This window comes from Pseudomonas sp. AM14(2022), assembly GCF_036346455.1.
Taxonomy (GTDB): domain Bacteria; phylum Pseudomonadota; class Gammaproteobacteria; order Pseudomonadales; family Pseudomonadaceae; genus Aquipseudomonas; species Aquipseudomonas putida_A.
Window position 1 is genome coordinate 1 of record NZ_JAOTNY010000007.1, and the last position, 18,127, is coordinate 18,127.

16 protein-coding genes are annotated in these 18,127 nt (G+C 61.3%); 7 read left to right on the forward strand and 9 right to left on the reverse strand.

Annotated features, from left to right (window positions below; translation table 11 throughout):
* Nucleotides 1–30 precede the first annotated feature (30 nt).
* A complete protein-coding gene (locus V3W27_RS15245) occupies nt 31–507 on the reverse strand; it encodes a (R)-mandelonitrile lyase (RefSeq protein ID WP_330206963.1) in 477 nt (158 codons plus the stop codon).
* A 97-nt stretch (nt 508–604) separates the two neighbouring features.
* Here V3W27_RS15245 and V3W27_RS15250 point away from each other — a divergent pair, with 97 nt between their 5' ends.
* Nucleotides 605–1,498, forward strand: coding sequence for a LysR family transcriptional regulator (locus V3W27_RS15250; RefSeq protein WP_096796479.1), 894 nt, complete (start codon nt 605–607; stop codon nt 1,496–1,498).
* Nucleotides 1,499–1,502: 4 nt separating this feature from the next.
* On the opposite strand, the gene V3W27_RS15255 is transcribed toward V3W27_RS15250, so the two are convergent.
* Nucleotides 1,503–2,462: an aldo/keto reductase gene (locus tag V3W27_RS15255; protein WP_190953435.1), complete on the reverse strand. Its 960-nt coding sequence runs from the start codon at nt 2,460–2,462 to the stop codon at nt 1,503–1,505.
* Between the two features lie 112 nt (nt 2,463–2,574).
* On the opposite strand from V3W27_RS15255, the gene V3W27_RS15260 reads away from it, so the two are divergent.
* The 3 genes from V3W27_RS15260 (at nt 2,575) to V3W27_RS15270 (ending at nt 5,516) form a co-directional block, all read left to right on the forward strand.
* Complete coding sequence (locus V3W27_RS15260) at nt 2,575–3,348, forward strand: alpha/beta hydrolase (protein ID WP_330206964.1); 774 nt, start codon at nt 2,575–2,577, stop codon at nt 3,346–3,348.
* Nucleotides 3,349–3,612: 264 nt separating this feature from the next.
* Nucleotides 3,613–4,479, forward strand: coding sequence for a CAP domain-containing protein (locus tag V3W27_RS15265; protein ID WP_330206965.1), 867 nt, complete (start codon nt 3,613–3,615; stop codon nt 4,477–4,479).
* A gap of 605 nt (nt 4,480–5,084) precedes the next feature.
* Nucleotides 5,085–5,516, forward strand: coding sequence for a nuclear transport factor 2 family protein (locus V3W27_RS15270; RefSeq protein WP_247268826.1), 432 nt, complete (start codon nt 5,085–5,087; stop codon nt 5,514–5,516).
* A gap of 70 nt (nt 5,517–5,586) precedes the next feature.
* On the opposite strand, the gene mqo is transcribed toward V3W27_RS15270, so the two are convergent.
* Together mqo and V3W27_RS15280 are read right to left on the reverse strand one after the other, a co-directional pair.
* Nucleotides 5,587–7,233, reverse strand: a complete 1,647-nt coding sequence (mqo, locus tag V3W27_RS15275) for a malate dehydrogenase (quinone) (protein ID WP_007962427.1) — start codon at nt 7,231–7,233, stop codon at nt 5,587–5,589.
* 448 nt (nt 7,234–7,681) lie between these two features.
* Nucleotides 7,682–9,295 (reverse strand): methyl-accepting chemotaxis protein, encoded by a 1,614-nt coding sequence (locus V3W27_RS15280; protein WP_330206966.1) that lies wholly within the window; start codon nt 9,293–9,295, stop codon nt 7,682–7,684.
* A 189-nt stretch (nt 9,296–9,484) separates the two neighbouring features.
* Between V3W27_RS15280 and V3W27_RS15285 the strand changes: the two genes are divergently transcribed.
* Together V3W27_RS15285 and V3W27_RS15290 are read left to right on the forward strand one after the other, a co-directional pair.
* Complete coding sequence (locus V3W27_RS15285) at nt 9,485–9,799, forward strand: DUF2388 domain-containing protein (RefSeq protein ID WP_007962425.1); 315 nt, start codon at nt 9,485–9,487, stop codon at nt 9,797–9,799.
* A 68-nt stretch (nt 9,800–9,867) separates the two neighbouring features.
* Nucleotides 9,868–10,290, forward strand: coding sequence for a hypothetical protein (locus V3W27_RS15290; protein ID WP_103367694.1), 423 nt, complete (start codon nt 9,868–9,870; stop codon nt 10,288–10,290).
* Here the strand turns inward: V3W27_RS15290 and ligD are convergent, their stop codons facing one another.
* The 4 genes from ligD to V3W27_RS15310 all read right to left on the reverse strand — a co-directional run bounded on the left by ligD (nt 10,291) and on the right by V3W27_RS15310 (nt 16,200).
* On the reverse strand, nt 10,291–12,909 hold the full coding sequence (ligD, locus tag V3W27_RS15295) for a DNA ligase D (RefSeq protein ID WP_330206967.1): 2,619 nt from the start codon (nt 12,907–12,909) through the stop codon (nt 10,291–10,293).
* A 17-nt stretch (nt 12,910–12,926) separates the two neighbouring features.
* Nucleotides 12,927–13,880, reverse strand: a complete 954-nt coding sequence (locus tag V3W27_RS15300; protein ID WP_330206968.1) for a class I SAM-dependent methyltransferase — start codon at nt 13,878–13,880, stop codon at nt 12,927–12,929.
* Nucleotides 13,881–13,890: 10 nt separating this feature from the next.
* Nucleotides 13,891–15,270: an iron-containing redox enzyme family protein gene (locus V3W27_RS15305; RefSeq protein WP_330206969.1), complete on the reverse strand. Its 1,380-nt coding sequence runs from the start codon at nt 15,268–15,270 to the stop codon at nt 13,891–13,893.
* 165 nt (nt 15,271–15,435) lie between these two features.
* Entirely contained in the window at nt 15,436–16,200 is a 765-nt protein-coding gene (locus V3W27_RS15310; protein ID WP_330206970.1) for a tellurite resistance TerB family protein, read from the reverse strand.
* A 250-nt stretch (nt 16,201–16,450) separates the two neighbouring features.
* Here V3W27_RS15310 and pcsA point away from each other — a divergent pair, with 250 nt between their 5' ends.
* Complete coding sequence (gene pcsA, locus V3W27_RS15315; protein WP_027611662.1) at nt 16,451–17,173, forward strand: phosphatidylcholine synthase; 723 nt, start codon at nt 16,451–16,453, stop codon at nt 17,171–17,173.
* Nucleotides 17,174–17,310: 137 nt separating this feature from the next.
* Here the strand turns inward: pcsA and V3W27_RS15320 are convergent, their stop codons facing one another.
* Nucleotides 17,311–18,123, reverse strand: coding sequence for a class I SAM-dependent methyltransferase (locus V3W27_RS15320; RefSeq protein WP_247268832.1), 813 nt, complete (start codon nt 18,121–18,123; stop codon nt 17,311–17,313).
* Between the last annotated feature and the right edge of the window lie 4 nt (nt 18,124–18,127).

The window sequence follows — 18,127 nt, forward strand, 5'->3', positions numbered from 1 at the left end:
CCGGGAGAGGGCTGGGGTGAGGGAACCGCGTCACTCGGATCGCAAATACTGCTCAGCACTCACCTGCTCCATCCACTCCACCACTTCACCCTCCAGCACCTCGGTAATCGCAATGTGCGTCATCGCCGTGGTCGGCCCGGCGCCATGCCAGTGCTTCACCTCCGGCGCAATCCACACCGTATCGCCAGGGCGGATCTGCCGAACCGGCTGACCCCACTCCTGCACAAAACCTGAACCGGCGGTGACGATCAGCGTCTGACCCAACGGATGGGTATGCCACGCCGTACGTGCGCCGGGCTCGAAGGTCACCGTTGCGCCGCTGACACGCGCGGCATCGCTGCCCTTGAACGGCGCGTCAACACGCACAGTGCCGGTGAACCAGTCTGCCGGGCCTTGGGCCGAGGGTTGCGAGCCGTTGGGAGTAACAATGACGCGCGGGGATTCGTTGGCCTGGGCCTCACCCGCAATTAAGGACAGGGTCAGTGCAGAAGCGGCAATCGGGTTCATGGCGATGGTCTCCGGTGATCAATAGCCGCACTTTACCGAGCCGGACTGTTCAGATAATCGACTAGAATTCGAAAAAACTTATGCAGGACACTCATCAATGCTTCGAGAAAACGCCAGTGACCTGCTCGCCTTCCTCGCCGTGGCCCGCGAGCGCAGTTTCACCAAAGCCGCGGCCAGACTCGGCGTTTCGCAATCGGCGCTCAGTCATACCATTCGCGCCCTTGAAGCGCGTCTGGGCCTGCGCCTGCTGACCCGCACCACGCGCAGCGTCTCCCCGACCGAGGCCGGCGAACATTTGCTGCAGACCATCGGCCCGCGCTTCGAAGAGATCGAACAGGAACTGGCGGCCCTGAGCAACCTGCGCGAAACCCCGGCCGGCCGGATCCGCATCAGCGCCACCGACCATTCGCTGAACTGGCTGCTGCGCCCGGTGCTCAAGGAATTCCTGCCCCAGTACCCGGACATCGCCGTCGAGGTGATCTGCGATTACGGTTTCGTCGACATCGCCGGACAAGGCTTCGACGCCGGCATTCGGCTGGGCGAAGACGTGGCCCAAGGCATGATCGCCACCCGCATCGGCCCGGACATGCGCATGGCGGTGGTCGGCTCGCCGGCCTATTTCGCCAACCGTGCACGCCCGCAAACACCAAGAGACTTGACTGACCACGCCTGCAACAACCTGCGTCTGCCCACCAACGGCGGGCTGTACACCTGGGAATTCGAGAAGGGTGACGAAAGCCTCAAGGTACGAGTGTCCGGGCAAGTCACGCTGAATGGCGTCTACCCGCTACTCGACGCCGCAGTCGACGGTTTCGGCCTCAGCTACATTCCGGAAAACATCGTCGCGCCGTATCTGGCCGACGGGCGTCTGGTGCAAGTGCTGGCAGACTGGTGCCCGACGTTTGCCGGTTACCACCTGTACTACCCGAGCCGACGGCAGGCTGCGCCGGCGTTTGCGCTGTTGGTGGAGGCGTTGCGGTATCGCGGTTGACCGCCTACCCCAGCAGCGCAATCAACTGATGCCGCTGCGCATCGGTGAGCATCGGCCCGAATCCGGCGCCAGCGTTGTCGGCCATGTAGCGCGGATTGCCGGTGCCGGGAATCACGCAAGTCACCGCCGGGTGCGACAGCAAAAACTTCAACGCCAGTTGCGGCCAGCTGTTGACCTGCACGTCCGAGACCCAGGCCGGCAACGGCTTGACCTTGAGACGGGCGAGCAACCCGCCGCCGCCAAAAGGCCGATTGCAGATCACCGCCACCCCGCGTTCACGGCACAGCGGCAGAATGCGTTTCTCCACGCCACGGTCATCGAGGGCGTAGTTGATTTGCAAAAAATCCAGTTGTTCGGCCTTGAGCACTGCTTCGACTTCATCGTAGGCCGACGGCGTGTAATGGGTGATGCCGATGTAGCGAATGCGCCCCTGTTCTTTCCATTCGCGCAGGATTGGCAGATGGCTCTGCCAGTCCAGCAGATTGTGGATCTGCATCAGGTCGATGCGTTCGGTGCGCAGCAGACGGAAGGATTCCTCCATCTGCGCGATACCTTCCTTGCGCCCGCGGGTCCAGACCTTGGTCGCCAGAAACGCGGGTGAACGCGGTTCGTGAATCGATAGCAGCTCGCCAGTGGTTTGCTCGGCGCGGCCGTACATCGGCGAGCTGTCGATCAACGTGCCACCCTTTTTGAACAGCTCGTCGAGCACTGCTGGCAATAGCTTATAAGCCGGATCGCCGGGGGCAACGTCAAAGCCGCGATAAGTGCCCACGCCCACTATGGGCAACAGCTCGGAGCTGGAAGGGATGGCGCGGGTCTGCATGGTCTGGTCTCCTGCCTGGCTCGGCGAAGTGGCAGTCGGAGTGATGGCAGTGGCCAACGCCCGGTCAAAGGTCAGGACCGCCGAAACCCCGGCAGCCAGCGTGAGCAAGCGGCGCCGGGAACAACCCTCAGTGTGGCTCATGCGGGTTCCCCTGCTGCGTGAATCTGTTGCACGTTGTGTGCGACGGCTGCCGGCCCGATTCGCTGGACTACACTGCGACTGCGAACACCCGCGCCCCGTTAAAGTTAGCCGAATGTCCAGAAAACTGATGTCACTCGTCGCCTTGCTCATCGCCCTCTATCTGTTGCTGTGCGGAGCGCTGTTCATTTTTCAGCGCTCGCTGATCTATTTCCCCCAGCCTGACAACGCCGTGACTACGGAAGATTCGCGGCTTAAACTGGCGATGCCGGAGGCCGATGTGTGGGTGACCACGCGCGCGCATGCCGGGCCAAAAGCGCTGATCTACTTTGGCGGCAATGCCGAAGATGTGTCGCGCAATCTGCCGTCGTTCAGCGAGGCTTTTCCCGACTACGCGGTGTTTTTGCTGAACTACCGGGGCTTCGGTGGCAGCGGCGGCTCACCTTCGGAAGAAGCGATTGCCGAAGATGCGCTGGCGCTGTTTGATCAGGTGTACGCCAGCCATCCGCAGATTGCCGTGATCGGCCGCAGCCTGGGATCGGGGGTGGCGGTGCGGCTGGCGAGTCAGCGTCCGGCGACCAGATTGATTCTGGTGACGCCGTACAATAGCCTCGAAGAAATTGCCATCCGCCAATACCCGTGGTTTCCGGTCAGATGGTTGCTCAAGGATCGCTTCGAGTCGGGCCGCTACGCCGCACACATTCAAGTGCCGACCCTGCTGCTGGCGGCCAGCGATGACGAAGTGATTCCACGTGACAGCACGCAGCGGCTGCTGGCGCATTTCCCCACAGGCGTGGCGACGCTGCGGGTGGTGCCGGATTCGGGGCACAACTCGATTTCCGAGCGGGTGCAGTATCTGCAGTGGATGCAGGAAGTGCTCAATCGCTGATAGCCGATTATTGCGTTGGCTGAACTGGCCCCTTCGCGAGCAGGCTCGCTCCCACCTTGATAATGCAATCCCCTGTGGGAGCGGGCTTGCTCGCGAAGGCGCCAGTGCGAACAACACAAAATCCAAGGATCGCCCTCCCCTTCATCACCCACCAAAAAAGCCAGATGGCCAGCATGAACCAAGTGCAAAAAGCCCAGTCCTAGTGGCGCCGTATTCCGCGGCTGCCCACTTCAGCACTGTCCTTTTCCCTGAGTCTGCCGTCCCATGCGCCATGTCGTTCGCTCATCACGCTTCGTTTCGCTGTGCCTGCTGATCCTTGCCCCACTGTTCACCGAGACCTCCCACGCCAGCGAAGAGCGGCAACTCGTGGCCGCGATCAACGACTATCGCGCCCATCCGCAACGCTGCGACCGCCGCCCGGCCCAGCGCCTGGCGCCACTGGCGCTGAAATCGAATCTGGCGTTGCCGATCGGCTATGGCTATGGCGGTGGCTTGCGCGAGAGATTGAAATCTTCGGGGTATTCGGCGGTGGCGGTACGCAGTATCCGCATCATTGGGGCCGGGGATGCCGAGGAAGCCTTTGAGCAGTTACAAGACAGCCACTGCAGCGCACTGCTCGACGATCAGTACGCCGACATCGGCGTCAGCCGCTCCCGTGGTGAATGGCAAGTGGTGCTGGCGCAACCGGTGCTCGACAGTCGTGTCGGCGACAACCGCAGCGTCGGCAAGGCCTTGCTCGCCGAAGTCAACGCCGCTCGGGCACGCCCCCGGATGTGCGGGCGCCAACGCTTTGCCGCCGCCCGCCCCCTGAGCTGGAACCCGGCGCTGGGCGCCGCCGCACAAGGGCACAGCAAAGCCATGGCGTACGGCAACTATTTCGCCCACCGCGACCCGGACGGCGATATGCCGGCAGATCGCGCGCGGGCGGCGGGTTATCGAGGTCGGCAGATCGGCGAGAATATCGCCGCCGGCCAGAGTTCACCGGGCAAGGCGATGGCCGGATGGCTGGCCAGCCCCGGCCATTGCGCCAACCTGATGAACCCGATGTTCACTCAGGTCGGTGCCGGGTTCGCCAGTGAGGCGCGCAGTGATGAGGGGGTTTACTGGACGATGGTGTTCGGGGCGCCTTGATTCGCTTGAGAGCTTTTCAGTGACGCTACTGGCCTCTTCGCGAGCAAGCCCGCTCCCACATGGATCTGTGTTGTTCACAAATCCATGTGGGAGCGGGCTTGCTCGCGAAGAGGCCGGTACAGACACCTCAATCGCTTGCGCCGCCTCCCGGTTCAGTCCAGTTCGGTGTGATGCGAGAAGTTACAGCGCAGTAGAAACAGTTGCGCCCTTCGACAAAAAGGGCGCTGGAGTCTGGTGTAAAACGACCGGGGTTCAGACCGGAGAAATCGTCGCAAGCATTCCGATCAGAATGGTCAACGTCAGAAACCCACCGAGGAAAATCGCCATCTTGTTCATGCTGCTCTCCTTAATGTTGAGCTTGCGGTGCACCGGGCGCTTCGGGATGAAGGGCTGCCGCGGGTGACCGAATTGCCGGGCTATTCTGAGCGCCTGACTGAGCCGGTTACAGAGGCAGATCCAACAGAAAAATACAGATCAGATGCCAATCTGATCCGCTTCGGACATGATCTGGTATTCAGATCGGCACACAACGGTTCGTGATCCGCCGCTTTGAACTAGAGTGATTGCCGTCGCGCGCAGAACAATAACAATCCCAGGAGTGGTCAATGTCCGAACTGAACCTGCACCCCAACGCCGCCGAATCCCTAAAGCACTGGCACGAGATGATCCGCACCGGCAATCTCAAGGCCTTGCCCGAACTGCTCGATGCCAATGCCGTGTTCCGCTCGCCCATGGCCCACTCGCCTTACCCCGGCGCGCCAGTGGTGACGATGATCCTCAACACCGTGTTCGACGTGTTTGAAGATTTCAAATACCACCGTGAACTGGCGACTGCCGATGGTTTGAATGTCGTTTTGGAGTTCAGCGCCAAGGTCGGGACCAAGGAGTTGAAGGGGATCGACATGATTCGCTTTGATGAGAGCGGGAAGATTGTCGAGTTCGAGGTGATGGTGCGGCCGTTGAGCGGGTTGCAGGCTCTCGGCGAAGAGATGGGGCGGCGGCTTGGTGCGTATCTGGCAAGCGCGAAACCAAAGTAGGATCAGGCGCCACAAAAAAAGCCCACTGACCGTTACCGGTTCAGTGGGCTTTTGCGTATCTGGCGACTAGTTACAGAGCCATGTCACGTGCAGCATTTTCCTTCGGTGCTTCAGCTTTTTCAGCTGCAGGTGCAGCCGGGGCAGCAGCCTGACCGATCACCGGAGGTGTTGGCAGTTCGAGGATCTTGGCGGTGTACGCCCACTCTTGTGCCACTTTTGCCGGATCGTTGTTCAGCTGAGTGCCGTAGCTTGGCACGATCTGGTGCAGCTTGGCCTGCCACTCAGGGGTGGCGACTTTGTCTTTGAAGACTTTCTGCAGCACGCTCAGCATGATCGGTGCAGCGGTCGACGCGCCTGGCGATGCGCCCAGCAGGCCGGCGATGGAGCCGTCTTGTGCAGCAACGATTTCGGTGCCCAGTTTCAGCACGCCGCCAGCGGCTTCATCACGCTTGATGATTTGCACGCGCTGGCCGGCTTGCCACAGGCGCCAGTCTTCGGCTTTGGCGTTCGGGAAGTATTCCTTCAGCGCGTTCAGACGGTCTTCATCCGACAGCATCAGTTGACCGGCCAGGTACTCGACCAGCGGGTATTCCTTGATGCCGACCTTGGTCATTGGCCAGATGTTGTGGGTGGTGGTGCTGGTCAGCAGGTCCAGGTACGAGCCTTCTTTGAGGAACTTGGTGCTGAAGGTCGCGAATGGGCCAAACAGGATGACGCGCTTGCCGTCCAGAACACGGGTGTCCAGGTGCGGAACCGACATCGGCGGTGCGCCAACCGAAGCTTTACCGTAGGCCTTGGCCAGGTGCTGCTCGGCGATGGCCGGGTTATCGGTCACCAGGAACGAGCCGCCGACCGGGAAGCCAGCGTATTCCTTGGCTTCAGGAATGCCCGACTTCTGCAGCAGGTGCAGAGCGCCGCCACCAGCGCCGATGAACACGAACTTGGCGTCGGTTTCGGTCTTGGTGCCGTCTTTCAGGTTTTTGTAGCTGACGCGCCAGGTGCCGTCGGCGTTCTTGGTGATGTCTTCGACTTCACTCGACAGCTTCAGGTCGAAGTTAGGCTTGGTCTGCAGGTAACCGGCGAACTGGCGGGTGATTTCGCCGAAGTTCATGTCGGTACCCAGCGGGCTCCAGGTGGCCGCGATTTTCTGGTTCGGGTCACGCCCTTCCATCATCAGCGGGACCCACTTCTTGATCACAGCCGGGTCTTCGGAGTACTGCATGCCGGCGAACAGCGGGCTCGCTTGCAGGGCTTCGTAGCGCTTTTTCAGGAACTTGATGTTGTCATCGCCCCACACGAAGCTCATGTGCGGCGTGGTGTTGATGAACGAGCGAGGGTTCTTCAGAACGCCTTGCTGAACCTGCCAGGCCCAGAACTGACGGGACACCTGGAACGCTTCGTTGATCTCGACCGCTTTCGGGATCGTCACGTTGCCTTTGTCGTCTTCCGGGGTGTAGTTCAGCTCAGCCAGGGCGGAGTGACCGGTACCGGCGTTGTTCCAGCCGTTGGAGCTTTCCAGGGCGACGCCGTCGAGGCGCTCGACCATTTCCATCGACCAGCTTGGCTCCAGCTCATTGATCCACACACCCAGGGTGGTGCTCATGATGCCGCCGCCGATCAGCAGAACGTCGACTTTCTTTGCTTCTGCAGCATTGGCGGACGACATCCCCATCGCCAAAGCCAGCCCGAGCAAGGCTGTGTTCACTTTCTTAAACATCCGTTGCACCTATGATAAAACGCCTTCCGCCCGCCGCTGTTATCTGTATGCGATCCGCTTTGATGACGCTCAGGCTCGCGTCGCAGATTCCAGCACACTTCAATTTTGACGGGTGGGCACACAAGGCCGACGTACCGCATCGACCTCAGTTAATGTCCCTTCTGAACTGACTTCTTATCATTATTGGCTTCAGCTACTTGAGCGACAGGGATTCCGTCAGCCCGCCCCAAAGGCAGGCAAACCGAATAAGGTCAAACCAAGTTGGCGCGAAGAATATCACGTCAGGGCAAACCCGCGCGTCTGTTCCCGACTTGAGAGTCTTTTTCCGCTCTGGGCGTTATCGGCCGGTTTGGGCTGAACATGATTCAGAAACCTGTGGTGGCTGGGCAGGCTCCATCGCGAGCAGGCTCACTCCTACAGGGAATGGGCTGCTCTCGCGATGGCGGCACTACAACCGAAACCGATCCACCGACAACGCCAACGCCCCCGCCAGACTCGACAGTTCATCGGTGGTATTGGCCGTCTGCCCGATCACTTTGCTGTTGCCCTCGGACATCCCGGCGATCATTTCCACCTGATGAGCGATTTCGTTGCTGGCCTGGCTTTGCTCGCCGATGGTGCGGGTGATGTCGTTGACCAGTTGCGTGGTGCTGAGGGTGGCGTCGAGGATTTCGCGAATCGCCCGTTCGACTTCAGCCGTGACCGCCATGCCCTTGTCGACTTGGGCCACGCCGGCCTCCATGCTGCTGACCGCCTCCCGGGTGCTGTTTTGGATCCGTGCAACCATCGCGGCGATTTCCTGGGTTGAGGCACTGGTGCGTGCCGCCAGGCTGCGCACTTCGTCGGCAACCACGGCAAAGCCCCTGCCCTGCTCGCCGGCCCGCGCTGCCTCGATGGCGGCGTTGAGTGCCAGCAGGTTGGTCTGGTCGGCGATGCTCTTGATCACCTGAATGATGTTGAAGATGCCTTCGGATTCCTGATCCAGCGTACGGATCACCTGCGCCGACTGTTGCGCCGAGCGGGCGATGTCGTCCATGTCGCTGACCACCTGATGGATCACCTGTCCGCCGCTCTTGGCCAGCGACTCGGCCTGATTGGCCATGCCCAGCGCGCGCTCGGCATGACGGGTGATTTCCTCGATGCTGGCGGTCATCTGGCTCGCGGCGGCGGCCATGGTGCCGGCCGCGGCGCTTTGCTGTTGACTGCTGTCAGCGACCTGATGGCAGCCGTGGCTCAACTGCTCGCTCATGCCGCTGACCCCATGGGCGTTGCGCCGAACGACGTCGATCATATTGCGCAGGTCGCGCTGCATGGTCGCCAGACTGCGGATCAGCGTACTGGCCTCGTCCTTGCCGGTCGGCTCGCTGATCAGTTCGCTGAGGTTGCCGTGGGCAATGCTTTGCGCGATCTGGTTAGCGGATTTCAGCGGCCCCATGATGCTGCGGGTCACCCAGCGCCCTTGCGCCAATAACAGCAGCAGGCTGGCCAGCAATACTGCGCCGAGGGCGATGTTGGCGTTGCGAATAGCGCTTTCAGTGGCCTGGCTGGTGTCACGGGTGTTGCTTTCGATCAGTTCGCTGAGGGCCGCCATCTGCTCTTCGAGCTGACTGAAGGCCGCATTGAACGTGCCCAGTTCCCGTTGCGCGCTGTCCGGGTTGTCCAGTGCCAGGCTGACGATGCGTTCGGCCGCCGCGATGTAGGTATCCAGGCTGGGCTTGACGTGTTCCAGCGCAGACTTGATCGTCGGGTTGACCGGCAATTTGAGGTTTTCATCCAGCACTTCGCGAAAATGCGTGGCGTGCTCGTTGATCGAGTCCCGCACCTCTGCGGCCGTGCCGGTACTTTTGCCCAGGCCCACGAGCATCGCCGAATACACGTCGGCCCGCAGCGCGTCGTGCATCATGTCGGCTTCCATGTGATTGCGCAGCGCGGTCATGCTCACCGCGTTGTCGTTCACCGCTGCGGACATGCGCGTATTCCCCACATAGCTGACCAGACTCACGATCAGCGCCGTCAACAGACTGGTGGCAATCAGCAGCAGCAAACGCAATTTGATCGACACGGTGGGTTCCTCCCCTGAGGCGCGCCGAATGCGCCTTTCAGGATTTCAGTTAAGCTTATTTGTGCAGATGTGCCGCTTCAGAGCGTTTCAGCAAGTATCCACACGTTCGAACGGAACTCCGGCAAAGGTCGCACCTCTGAGATTATGTAGTCCTTCCTTTTTGCTTCGCGCTTGTGGAGGAACATCGTCATGCGCAAGTTAGTGCTCATTTCTTCTCTCCTGCTCTGCCTCCCTGTCGGCTCGGCGCTGGCCCGTGTCGATGCCGGAGACGTCGCCACCTCGGCGGGCGTTTCCGCGTCGCTGTACTCGACCTTCAAGGATCACAAAATGGTGATCCCGGCGCGCGACGACCTGTCAGCGTTCGTCGCCAGCGGCGGGGCCATCCGTGGGGTTTATCTTGAGTCGGTACTGCAACAGGTGCGGCACGACAACCCCGGCCTCAATGCCAGCGATGAAGACCTCGCCAACGCGATTCTGGTGCATTACGAAGGCCTGAATCAGTAGTTGCCAGGGATGCAGCGGCCGATGGACGGCAGCTGAGGGCGCATAGGCAAAACCGTCTGACGGCCTCTATGATGGAGGCCATGACAACTCTTGCGCCTCCTGCGCCTTTGCGCTCACCCTGCCCGCCCGGCGCCTGCGATTGCGGGCGCGACGCGTTGCTGGAAACGCCGGGCACGGATCTGCGCATTCTGCGCCTGACCCGCGAGCAGGAAAAAATCCTCCTCGCACGACTGGAACAACTCAAAGACCTTGCGGACTTGCGGCATCTGCAACAGCGCATGCACGAACAGTTGGGCCTGCGGGTGGAAATCTCCCCGGGCTTTCATGAAGTGCGCAGCATGCTCGGCATCGAGATTCAGATCGAGGCGCTGCCGGGACTGTGCCGCAAGACCCGCAAGTCAATTCCGGCGGCCATTCGCCGAGGCCTGAACAACCGCCCCGAAATCGCTTTCGAGCTGCTCAACGCTCACGACTTGCTGCGCGACACCTGATCATTTTTTCATGCCAACCCGCTTGCGCATCTCGGCGGTGATGCTCTGGCGGGTTTTCTTCAGGTCGGCCCACGGCTCATCGCCGACTTCGTTCAGACGCTCATGGACATTGCTGATATTCCACTGATTGCCACCCTTGATCTCCCCCACTTCTTCGCGAAACAGCGGTACCGACACCGGCAGTCCCTCGCGGGTTCGCGCGGCGTAGGCACAAATGGTGGTGGCGCCCAGACCGTTGCGCAGGTAGTCGATGAAGATCCGACCGACACGATTTTTCGGCCCGGACACCGCTGAAAAGCGTTCCGGCAACAAATTCGCCATGTGGCTGACGATCGCATGGCTGAAATCTTTGACTTCATCCCAGCCATGTTTGCGGGTCAACGGCACCACCAGGTGAATGCCCTTGCCGCCGCTGGTCTTGAGAAACGCCTTGAGCCCGAGTTCATCCAGCACGGTGAGGGTCAGCGCAGTGGCTTCGACCATGCTTTTCCACGGCAGGGCGGGATCCGGGTCGAGGTCGAGGACGAAGCGATCAGGCTTGTCCAGATCGACGGTGGTGGCGTTCCAGGTGTGCAGCTCGACCGTGCTCATCTGCACCGCGCCGATCAGTGCTTCGGCATTGTTGATCAGCATCACCGGTTGCCCGGTGACGTCCTTGTCCAGTGTGGTGATGCCGGGAATCGCCAGGCGCTCGGCGTTTTTCTGAAAGAACAGTTCGCCGGCAATGCCGTCCGGCGCCCGCACCAGCGCAACCGGGCGATCCTTGAGCTGCGGCAGAATCCACTCGGCGACGCTGGCGTAATACTCGGCCAGTTGCATCTTGGTGGTGCCGCTGACCGCATCGATCACCCGATCGGGGTGAGTGATGCGCACTTTGCCGCTGGCCAGCCCCAGCTGGGACGGCGCCGGTTCGGCTTTCTTCGGCTCAGCAGCTTTCTTTGATTCTGCAGCTTTCTTCGACGAGGCAGTTTTTTTCGACGGGGTGGCTTTCGCTGAAGTCTTCACGGGTTTCGCGCGCTCCTCGGTAATCGACCTGGCCGGTTTGTCATTGCGCAGACCATGGAACACGGCGTGGCGTACCGAGCCATCCTTGGTCATTTCGGCGAACGCCACTTCTGCCAGCAGATTGGGTTTGAGCCAGTGCACGCCTTTGGCGTCGAAGCCGCTCGGCGGATTGACCACCGCAGCCTTCTTCACCTGCAACGGCTTGAGCTGGGCGAGGATGCTCTTCAATGTAATTTCATTGAAACCGGTGCCGACCTTACCGGCATAGCGCAACTCGCCACTGTCGCGATCATGCAGGCCCAGCAGCAAGGCGCCGAAGGCACTGCGCGCGCCTTTCGGATCGGTATAGCCGACGACCACGAATTCCTGCCGATGCTTGCACTTGAGCTTGATCCAGTCACTGCTGCGCCGCGACACGTAAGGCGAGCCGAGACGTTTGCCGATCAACCCTTCCATCTGCATCTGGCAGGCACTGTTGAGCAGTGCGTCCGCCGTTTCATCGAAAGCTTCGGAGAAGCGCAGCAACGGCTGCTCAAGCCCGCCGAGTACCGTAGACAACGCCGCGCGGCGCTCCTCGACCGGCACTTCGCGCAGGTCGACACCGTTGAGGTACGGCATGTCGAACAGGTAGTACAGGATGCTGGCGCTGCGCCCGGCTTCGAAGGCATTTTGCAGCGCCTGGAAGTCCGGTACACCGTGTTCATTGGCGACCACCATTTCGCCATCCAGCCATGCCGATTCCAGCCCCAGCGCAGCCAAGGCTTGCGCCTGTTGCGGCAGTTTGTGCGTCCAGTCGTGGCCGTTGCGGGTGAACAGTTGCACCTGGTCGTGATCGATGCGCGCCATGATCCGGTAGCCGTCGAACTTGATCTCGTAGCTCCACTGCCCTTCGGGTGCGCTGTCGACCAGAGTCGCCAGTTCCGGTTTGAGCTGCGCCGGCAGTTTGGCCTTGCGCGCACCGGTCAGCGTCCCGGACGCCGCCTTGCGCGGTTTGGCCGGGGACTTCTTCACTGGCTTGGCTTGCTCGGCGGCGAGCTTGGGTTTGCTGATCAGGGTGCGTTCGCTCAGCACGCTGTCCGGCTCGGCGCTGAGCACGTCGTAATCGTCTTGCGGGCGCGCGGCGCTGTCCTGATGTTTGATCAGAAACCAGTTCTCCTTCTTGCCCGGCATGTGCGTGCGCACCAGATTCCAGATCCCGGAGAGCTTTTCGCCCTGCAGCTCGAACTTGAGTTTGCCCTTGGCGTAAGCCTTGGCCGGATCCTCCTGCGGAATCCACACGCCACGATCCCAGACAATCACATCGCCGGCGCCGTAATGCCCTTCGGGAATGCTGCCCTCGAACGTCGCGTAATCCAGCGGATGGTCTTCGACATGCACCGCCAGGCGCTTGACCTTCGGATCGAGCGACGGCCCCTTGGGCACCGCCCAGCTCTTCAGCGCACCATCGAGTTCGAGGCGAAAGTCGTAATGCAGGTGCGAAGCGTCGTGCTTCTGGATGCAGAACTGCAGCGCATGCTCAGTGGCCTTGCTGCGGCCACGACGCTTGACCGCGGCGGGCTCCGAGGTCGCCGAGAAATCGCGCATGCGGTTGTAGTCGTCGAGGTTCCTGGTCATGGCGCACCTGCCTTGTGTCAGCCAATGCGGGTCACGGTCAGCGCGACCACGGCGATCCGGTCCACGCGCTGGTACCCGGGGTTCAACAACTCTTCACCGAACACGTCGGGATCCAGTTCGCGATAGGTCCAGCCGAATCGTGTCGAATCCAGACGTGGCACCACGGTGTCGAAAAACGGATCGCGGCCATCGACCATCGCCACGCCGGTGTACAGCAACAAGGAGCCACCGGGGGCCAGCCGATTGAGCGCCTGCTCGACGATGCGCAGCGACAGTCCGGCGCCGAGCGAGCCACCGCCATGCCGATAAGCACGCCCGGCCGGATCGGCCATGTACGGCGGGTTGGCGACAATCAGGTCGAAATTGCCTTCGGTGCCCTGCAGCACATCACTGGCCTGCACCTCGACATTCGCGACTTCGGCCAATGCCGCGTTGATCGCGGTCAGACGCAGCGCGGCAGGATTGATGTCCACCGCCAGCACCTGCGCTTCACGCCGTGCGCGGGCAATCAGGATGGCGCCGACGCCGGCGCCGCAGCCAATGTCCACCGCACGCTGAATCGGCGCGAAGCTCTGTTGCAAATGCGCGTGAATCAGCTGCGCGAAACGGTAGGTGTCCGGGCCGAAAAACACCGAATCGGCGGCATCGGTGGGAAAGCCGGAATGCACGAACAACAAGTCATCAAGACTCGACCAGCGCACCCGGCTTTTCAAGCGGCCGTCGTAGACGTCAATCACTTGCGCATCCTGCAACTGCCGCTGTTCATCGGCGGACAGCAAGCCAGGTTCGAACGGACGCGACCAACCGAACACGTCGCGCAGGGTATCGGCCACCTGCCCTTCGTCACGCTGATTGACTCGCTGATGGGTCAACGGCGTCGGCGTGATGAAACGGTAGCCGTCGGCCTGCAAGCGCCGGCCGAGTTGCAGCAGAGTGAGATCATTGGCGGACAGTTGTTCTTCCTGATTCATGGAGATTTCCTTAGCGCAGACTGGATTTGAGTTCGATGAAGCGACGTGTCGCCAGCAGCCCCGCCGGGTGGGCATGGCGGGCCGGTGACAACCAAGGGATCAGCGTGGCCATTTGCGCGTGTCCATCCTGACCTTGCAGGGCAGACATCAGGCGTTGTACGTCGGGATCGTGTTCGGGCACGGCGGCGTCCGGGGTGGCGACCTGACGGCTGCGCCGTGGTGCTTTGCGTTGGTCGGATGGCGTCCAGTCGCCGGCAATCCAGTCGTGCAGCAGTTGCTTTTCATACGGGCTGAACACGCCGAACATTGCCGCGCCGTCGCCGTCGATCAATTGCCAGAAACGGCTGGCTTGCGGATCTTCGTTGCGTTTGATCCAGCCTTTGTCCTGCATTGCCTGCAGGAAACCCGGTAGCTGTTCGGGCGTGGCCAGCCACTGATTGACGGTTTTGCCTTCGAAACGGCAGTAGTCGGAATGCATGTGCTGACCGAACGGGCGCTTGCGCTCGAGCATCGCCAGCACTTCCTGCTCCAGGTCAAAACCTTCGATGATCGCGCGGCTGCCCTGCCCCAGATCGTTGAGTCGATAGCCCAGCGATACCCGGCGCAGGAATTCGTCGCGATCGGCTTCCAGCGGCAACAGGTCGAGCACCGACTGCACGGCTTTTTGCGCATGGCCGGTGCTGGCGTTATCGATGGTCACATGCAGGGTGAAGTAGTAAGGATCAATGCCCAACTCGCTGAGTTCATAGGCACTGATCAGCAAGTGCAGCGGCAGTTGTTCGTAGCCGAGGTTGTAGCCGATCACCTCCGGCAACATGCTTTCGCCACAGGCACCGAGTGCCAGTTGCAGCGCGCCTTGCAAGTAGCGTTCATCGGCCATAGCGCTGGCGTCCTGCAAACCGTGTTCGGCGAGCAGTTTGCGGTAGATCACTACGTGGTTTTGCGCCGGATTGCCGTCGCCCAATTCTTCCAGATAGGTACACAGCAACCCGTCGAAACGCGGGTCGCGCCACTGCGCCAACAAACCGTACAGCCACGCGCCATCCACCAGTTTGGTCGGCGCCACGGCTTGCAGAAAGTACAACGCGTGAGCCTTGTTGCTGAAGAACTGACGCGGTCCGCCGGCCTGGCGCTGTTGCAGGTAATCGGCGTACTGCCGGGCAACTTCTTTGCAATGTTCGGCGACCCAGCCTTGCCACGCCGACGGATCCTGCGGAAGTTCTTCGGGCAACAGCGCGGCGCGCTGCAACTGCTCGGCGAGAAAATCCTGCGCGAGGGTTTCAGGCGCATCCTCAAGCAGCAGTGCCTCATAAATACGCCGCAGATCGCCGTCGGCAATGATGGGCTGTTGCTGCGCGCTCGGCGCCTGCAGAGGGGTCAGGGCAGTCATGTCAGTGTTCTCGTTCGGTTGGCCGGTCAGGGCGTTGTTTCACGCCTCTACATCAGCAGAGCAACCGCTACGGAGAAAAATTCAATCGACATGAAAATTGCCCTGACGGACGGAGCATCGCGGTCCCGGCACGGGCTGCCCGAGACCGCGATTTTTGACAGTGCTTCAGGCCTGACCTTTGGCCTGAGCCTCCAGGTGCACCTGCAATTGCGGGTCGATCTGCAGCGCGGCAGCCAGTTCATCCAGGTAGTTGCGTTCGGCGTCTTGCTGATCGTCCACCAGGATCACGCTGACCAGGTACATTTCGGCGGCCGTCGCCGGGTCGTCGTTGGCCGCCTGCGCGACTTCGTTCGCATCCAGCGGTTTGGCAACTTCAGCGTTAAACCATTGCTGCAATTGTGGATCGTCGGTGTGTTTGCCAATCTCTTCATCGATCATCTGCCGTTCCCGGTCATCGATCTCACCATCAGCCTTGGCTGCCGCGATCAGCGCCCGCAGCACAGCATGCCCGTGCTCCTCGACTTCGGGCCCGGCCAGCAGATTTGCGGTTGGCGGAATCTGTTGTGGCGCCGCCGACGCCTGACTGCGTTGCCAGGCCTGATACGCCTGGAACGCCATCATCCCCAGCGAGGCCAGTGCCGCATAATGGGTGCCGCTGGAACGGCTTTGCGCCCCGCCGCCGAGTGCCCCGCCGAGCGCGCCACCCAATCCACCGCTGCCGCCACCGCCAAGCAAGCCCCCCAGCAATCCACCCAAACCGCCCAGCCCGCCAGACTGCGCGCCACTGGCGCCGGTACTCGCGCCGCCACCCAACAGACCGCCAAGCAAACCGCCCAATCCACCCAGCCCAGCGCCGGCCGAACCAGCACCTTGTTGTCCCGCCGAGGCCTGGCCCCGCAGTAGTTGTTCGAGCAAATCACTGGTGTTCATGATCTCGTCCTCAGCCATTGGCAATACATGCGTCAGGCAACAATAGACCGCCGACGCCGGCGCGCCAGCACCGTCTGGCTGACGCTGGCAGATTTCGCCGAGGTATTTTTTGTGCGGGCAGCTAAGATTCAAAGGTGGTGAACCTTATCCCGGCCAAACCGGTCGATAGCTGCAACCCCGACCTGGTTTGCCGGCGCCCTTTGCCCGAGGGTGATAACCGGCATGCTTCATTTTTCTGGAGAACGCCCCTGTGATATCGACCGTACACATCGCCAGGCTCAAAGCATGGGGCGCCCATGGTTTTACCGCGACCGGCGTGGTCACAGCCTTCCTGGCGACCCTCGCCCTGCTGGAGAACCAGCCGACTCACTGCTTGATGTGGCTGGGCGTGGCATTGATCGTCGACGGTCTCGACGGGGCGTTGGCGCGTAAGGTCAATGTGCAATCGGTGCTGCCGAGTTTCGACGGCTCGATCCTCGATCTGGTGATCGACTACCTGACCTACGTGTTCATTCCGGCGCTGTTCATCTATCGCTACATTCCCCTGCCCGACTACACCCTGCTGCTGAGCGTGTCGCTGATTCTGGTGTCGTCGCTGTTCTGTTTCTGCAACGTCAACATGAAGAGCAAGGACAACTATTTCGTCGGTTTCCCCGCCGCGTGGAACGTGGTTGCCCTGTGCCTGTACATCATCGACCCGGGGCCGTGGATCACCTTTCTGACCATCATCGGTCTGGCGCTGCTGACCGTGACCCGCATGAAGTTCCTGCATCCGTTCCGGGTACGCCGGTTCATGCCAATCAACATCGCGGTGACGGCCATCTGGCTGCTGTGCAGCCTGTCGCTGGTGCTTAATCACCCGGTGATCAATCCGCTGGTGATGGGGTTGTGGCTGCTGGCGTCGGCGTACTTTCTGGGGATCTGCATCTGGCGTACGGCGCTGGAGTGGTTTGATCGGCCGCACCTGAAATAGGCCTGATCGCCACACCTAAAACCTGTGGGAGCGGGCTTGCTCGCGAATGCGTCTGTCCAGTCAATAATTCTGTCTACTGATCCACCGCATTCGCGAGCAAGCCCGCTCCCACAGGGGTTTTGCATGGTTCTGAACATTCAGCGCTTGGTGATGACCACCTCCAGATACTCGCTCGGCACCACCAGTGACTTCTCTCCCACCCGGTTCGAGCGGTTCAGCAGATCCGCCAGATCACTCTCCAGCGCCTGCCCGCTTTCCGGCGGCAATGCCGCGAAGGCCTTGTGCACCGGCCCGTACCAGTGGCGGAAAATGTCGATGAAATGCGCCGCCGAGCGATAGCGGAAGTTGAAGGTGCGGCGGGTGACCTGCAGCAGAAATTCGCGCTCATTGAAGTGGCTGTGCAACCACGCTTCAGTGCCCCAGTTCGACGGTGGCTGGGCTATGGGGGGTGGTGGGACGTGGCGACCAAGCACCTTGAACATCTGGCCGACGAAACCTTCCGGTGTCCAGTTCGCCAGACCGATGCGCCCGCCCCTTCGGCAGACCCGCGCCAGTTCTGCAGCTGCAGTGGCCTGATCCGGGGCAAACATCACGCCAAAGGTCGACAGCACCGCGTCGTAACTCTCGTCGGCGAACGGCAACGCTTCGGCATCGGCGACCTGAAAAATCACATCCAGATGCTCGGCCCGCGCCCGATCCTGTCCCCGCTCCAGCAGCGCCGCGACATAGTCGGTCGAGGTCACCTGACAACCACGTCGCGCCGCCGCCAGAGTCGCATTACCGTTACCGGCCGCGACATCCAGCACCTCCTCATCGCAGTGCAGGTCGCAGGCCTCGGCGAGGTTTTCGCCGACGATCTGCAAGGTGGTGCCGATCACCGCGTAATCACCGCTGGCCCAGGCGACTTTCTGGCGCTCTTTCAGACCCGTCAGATCAATGGGAGTACTCATCAAT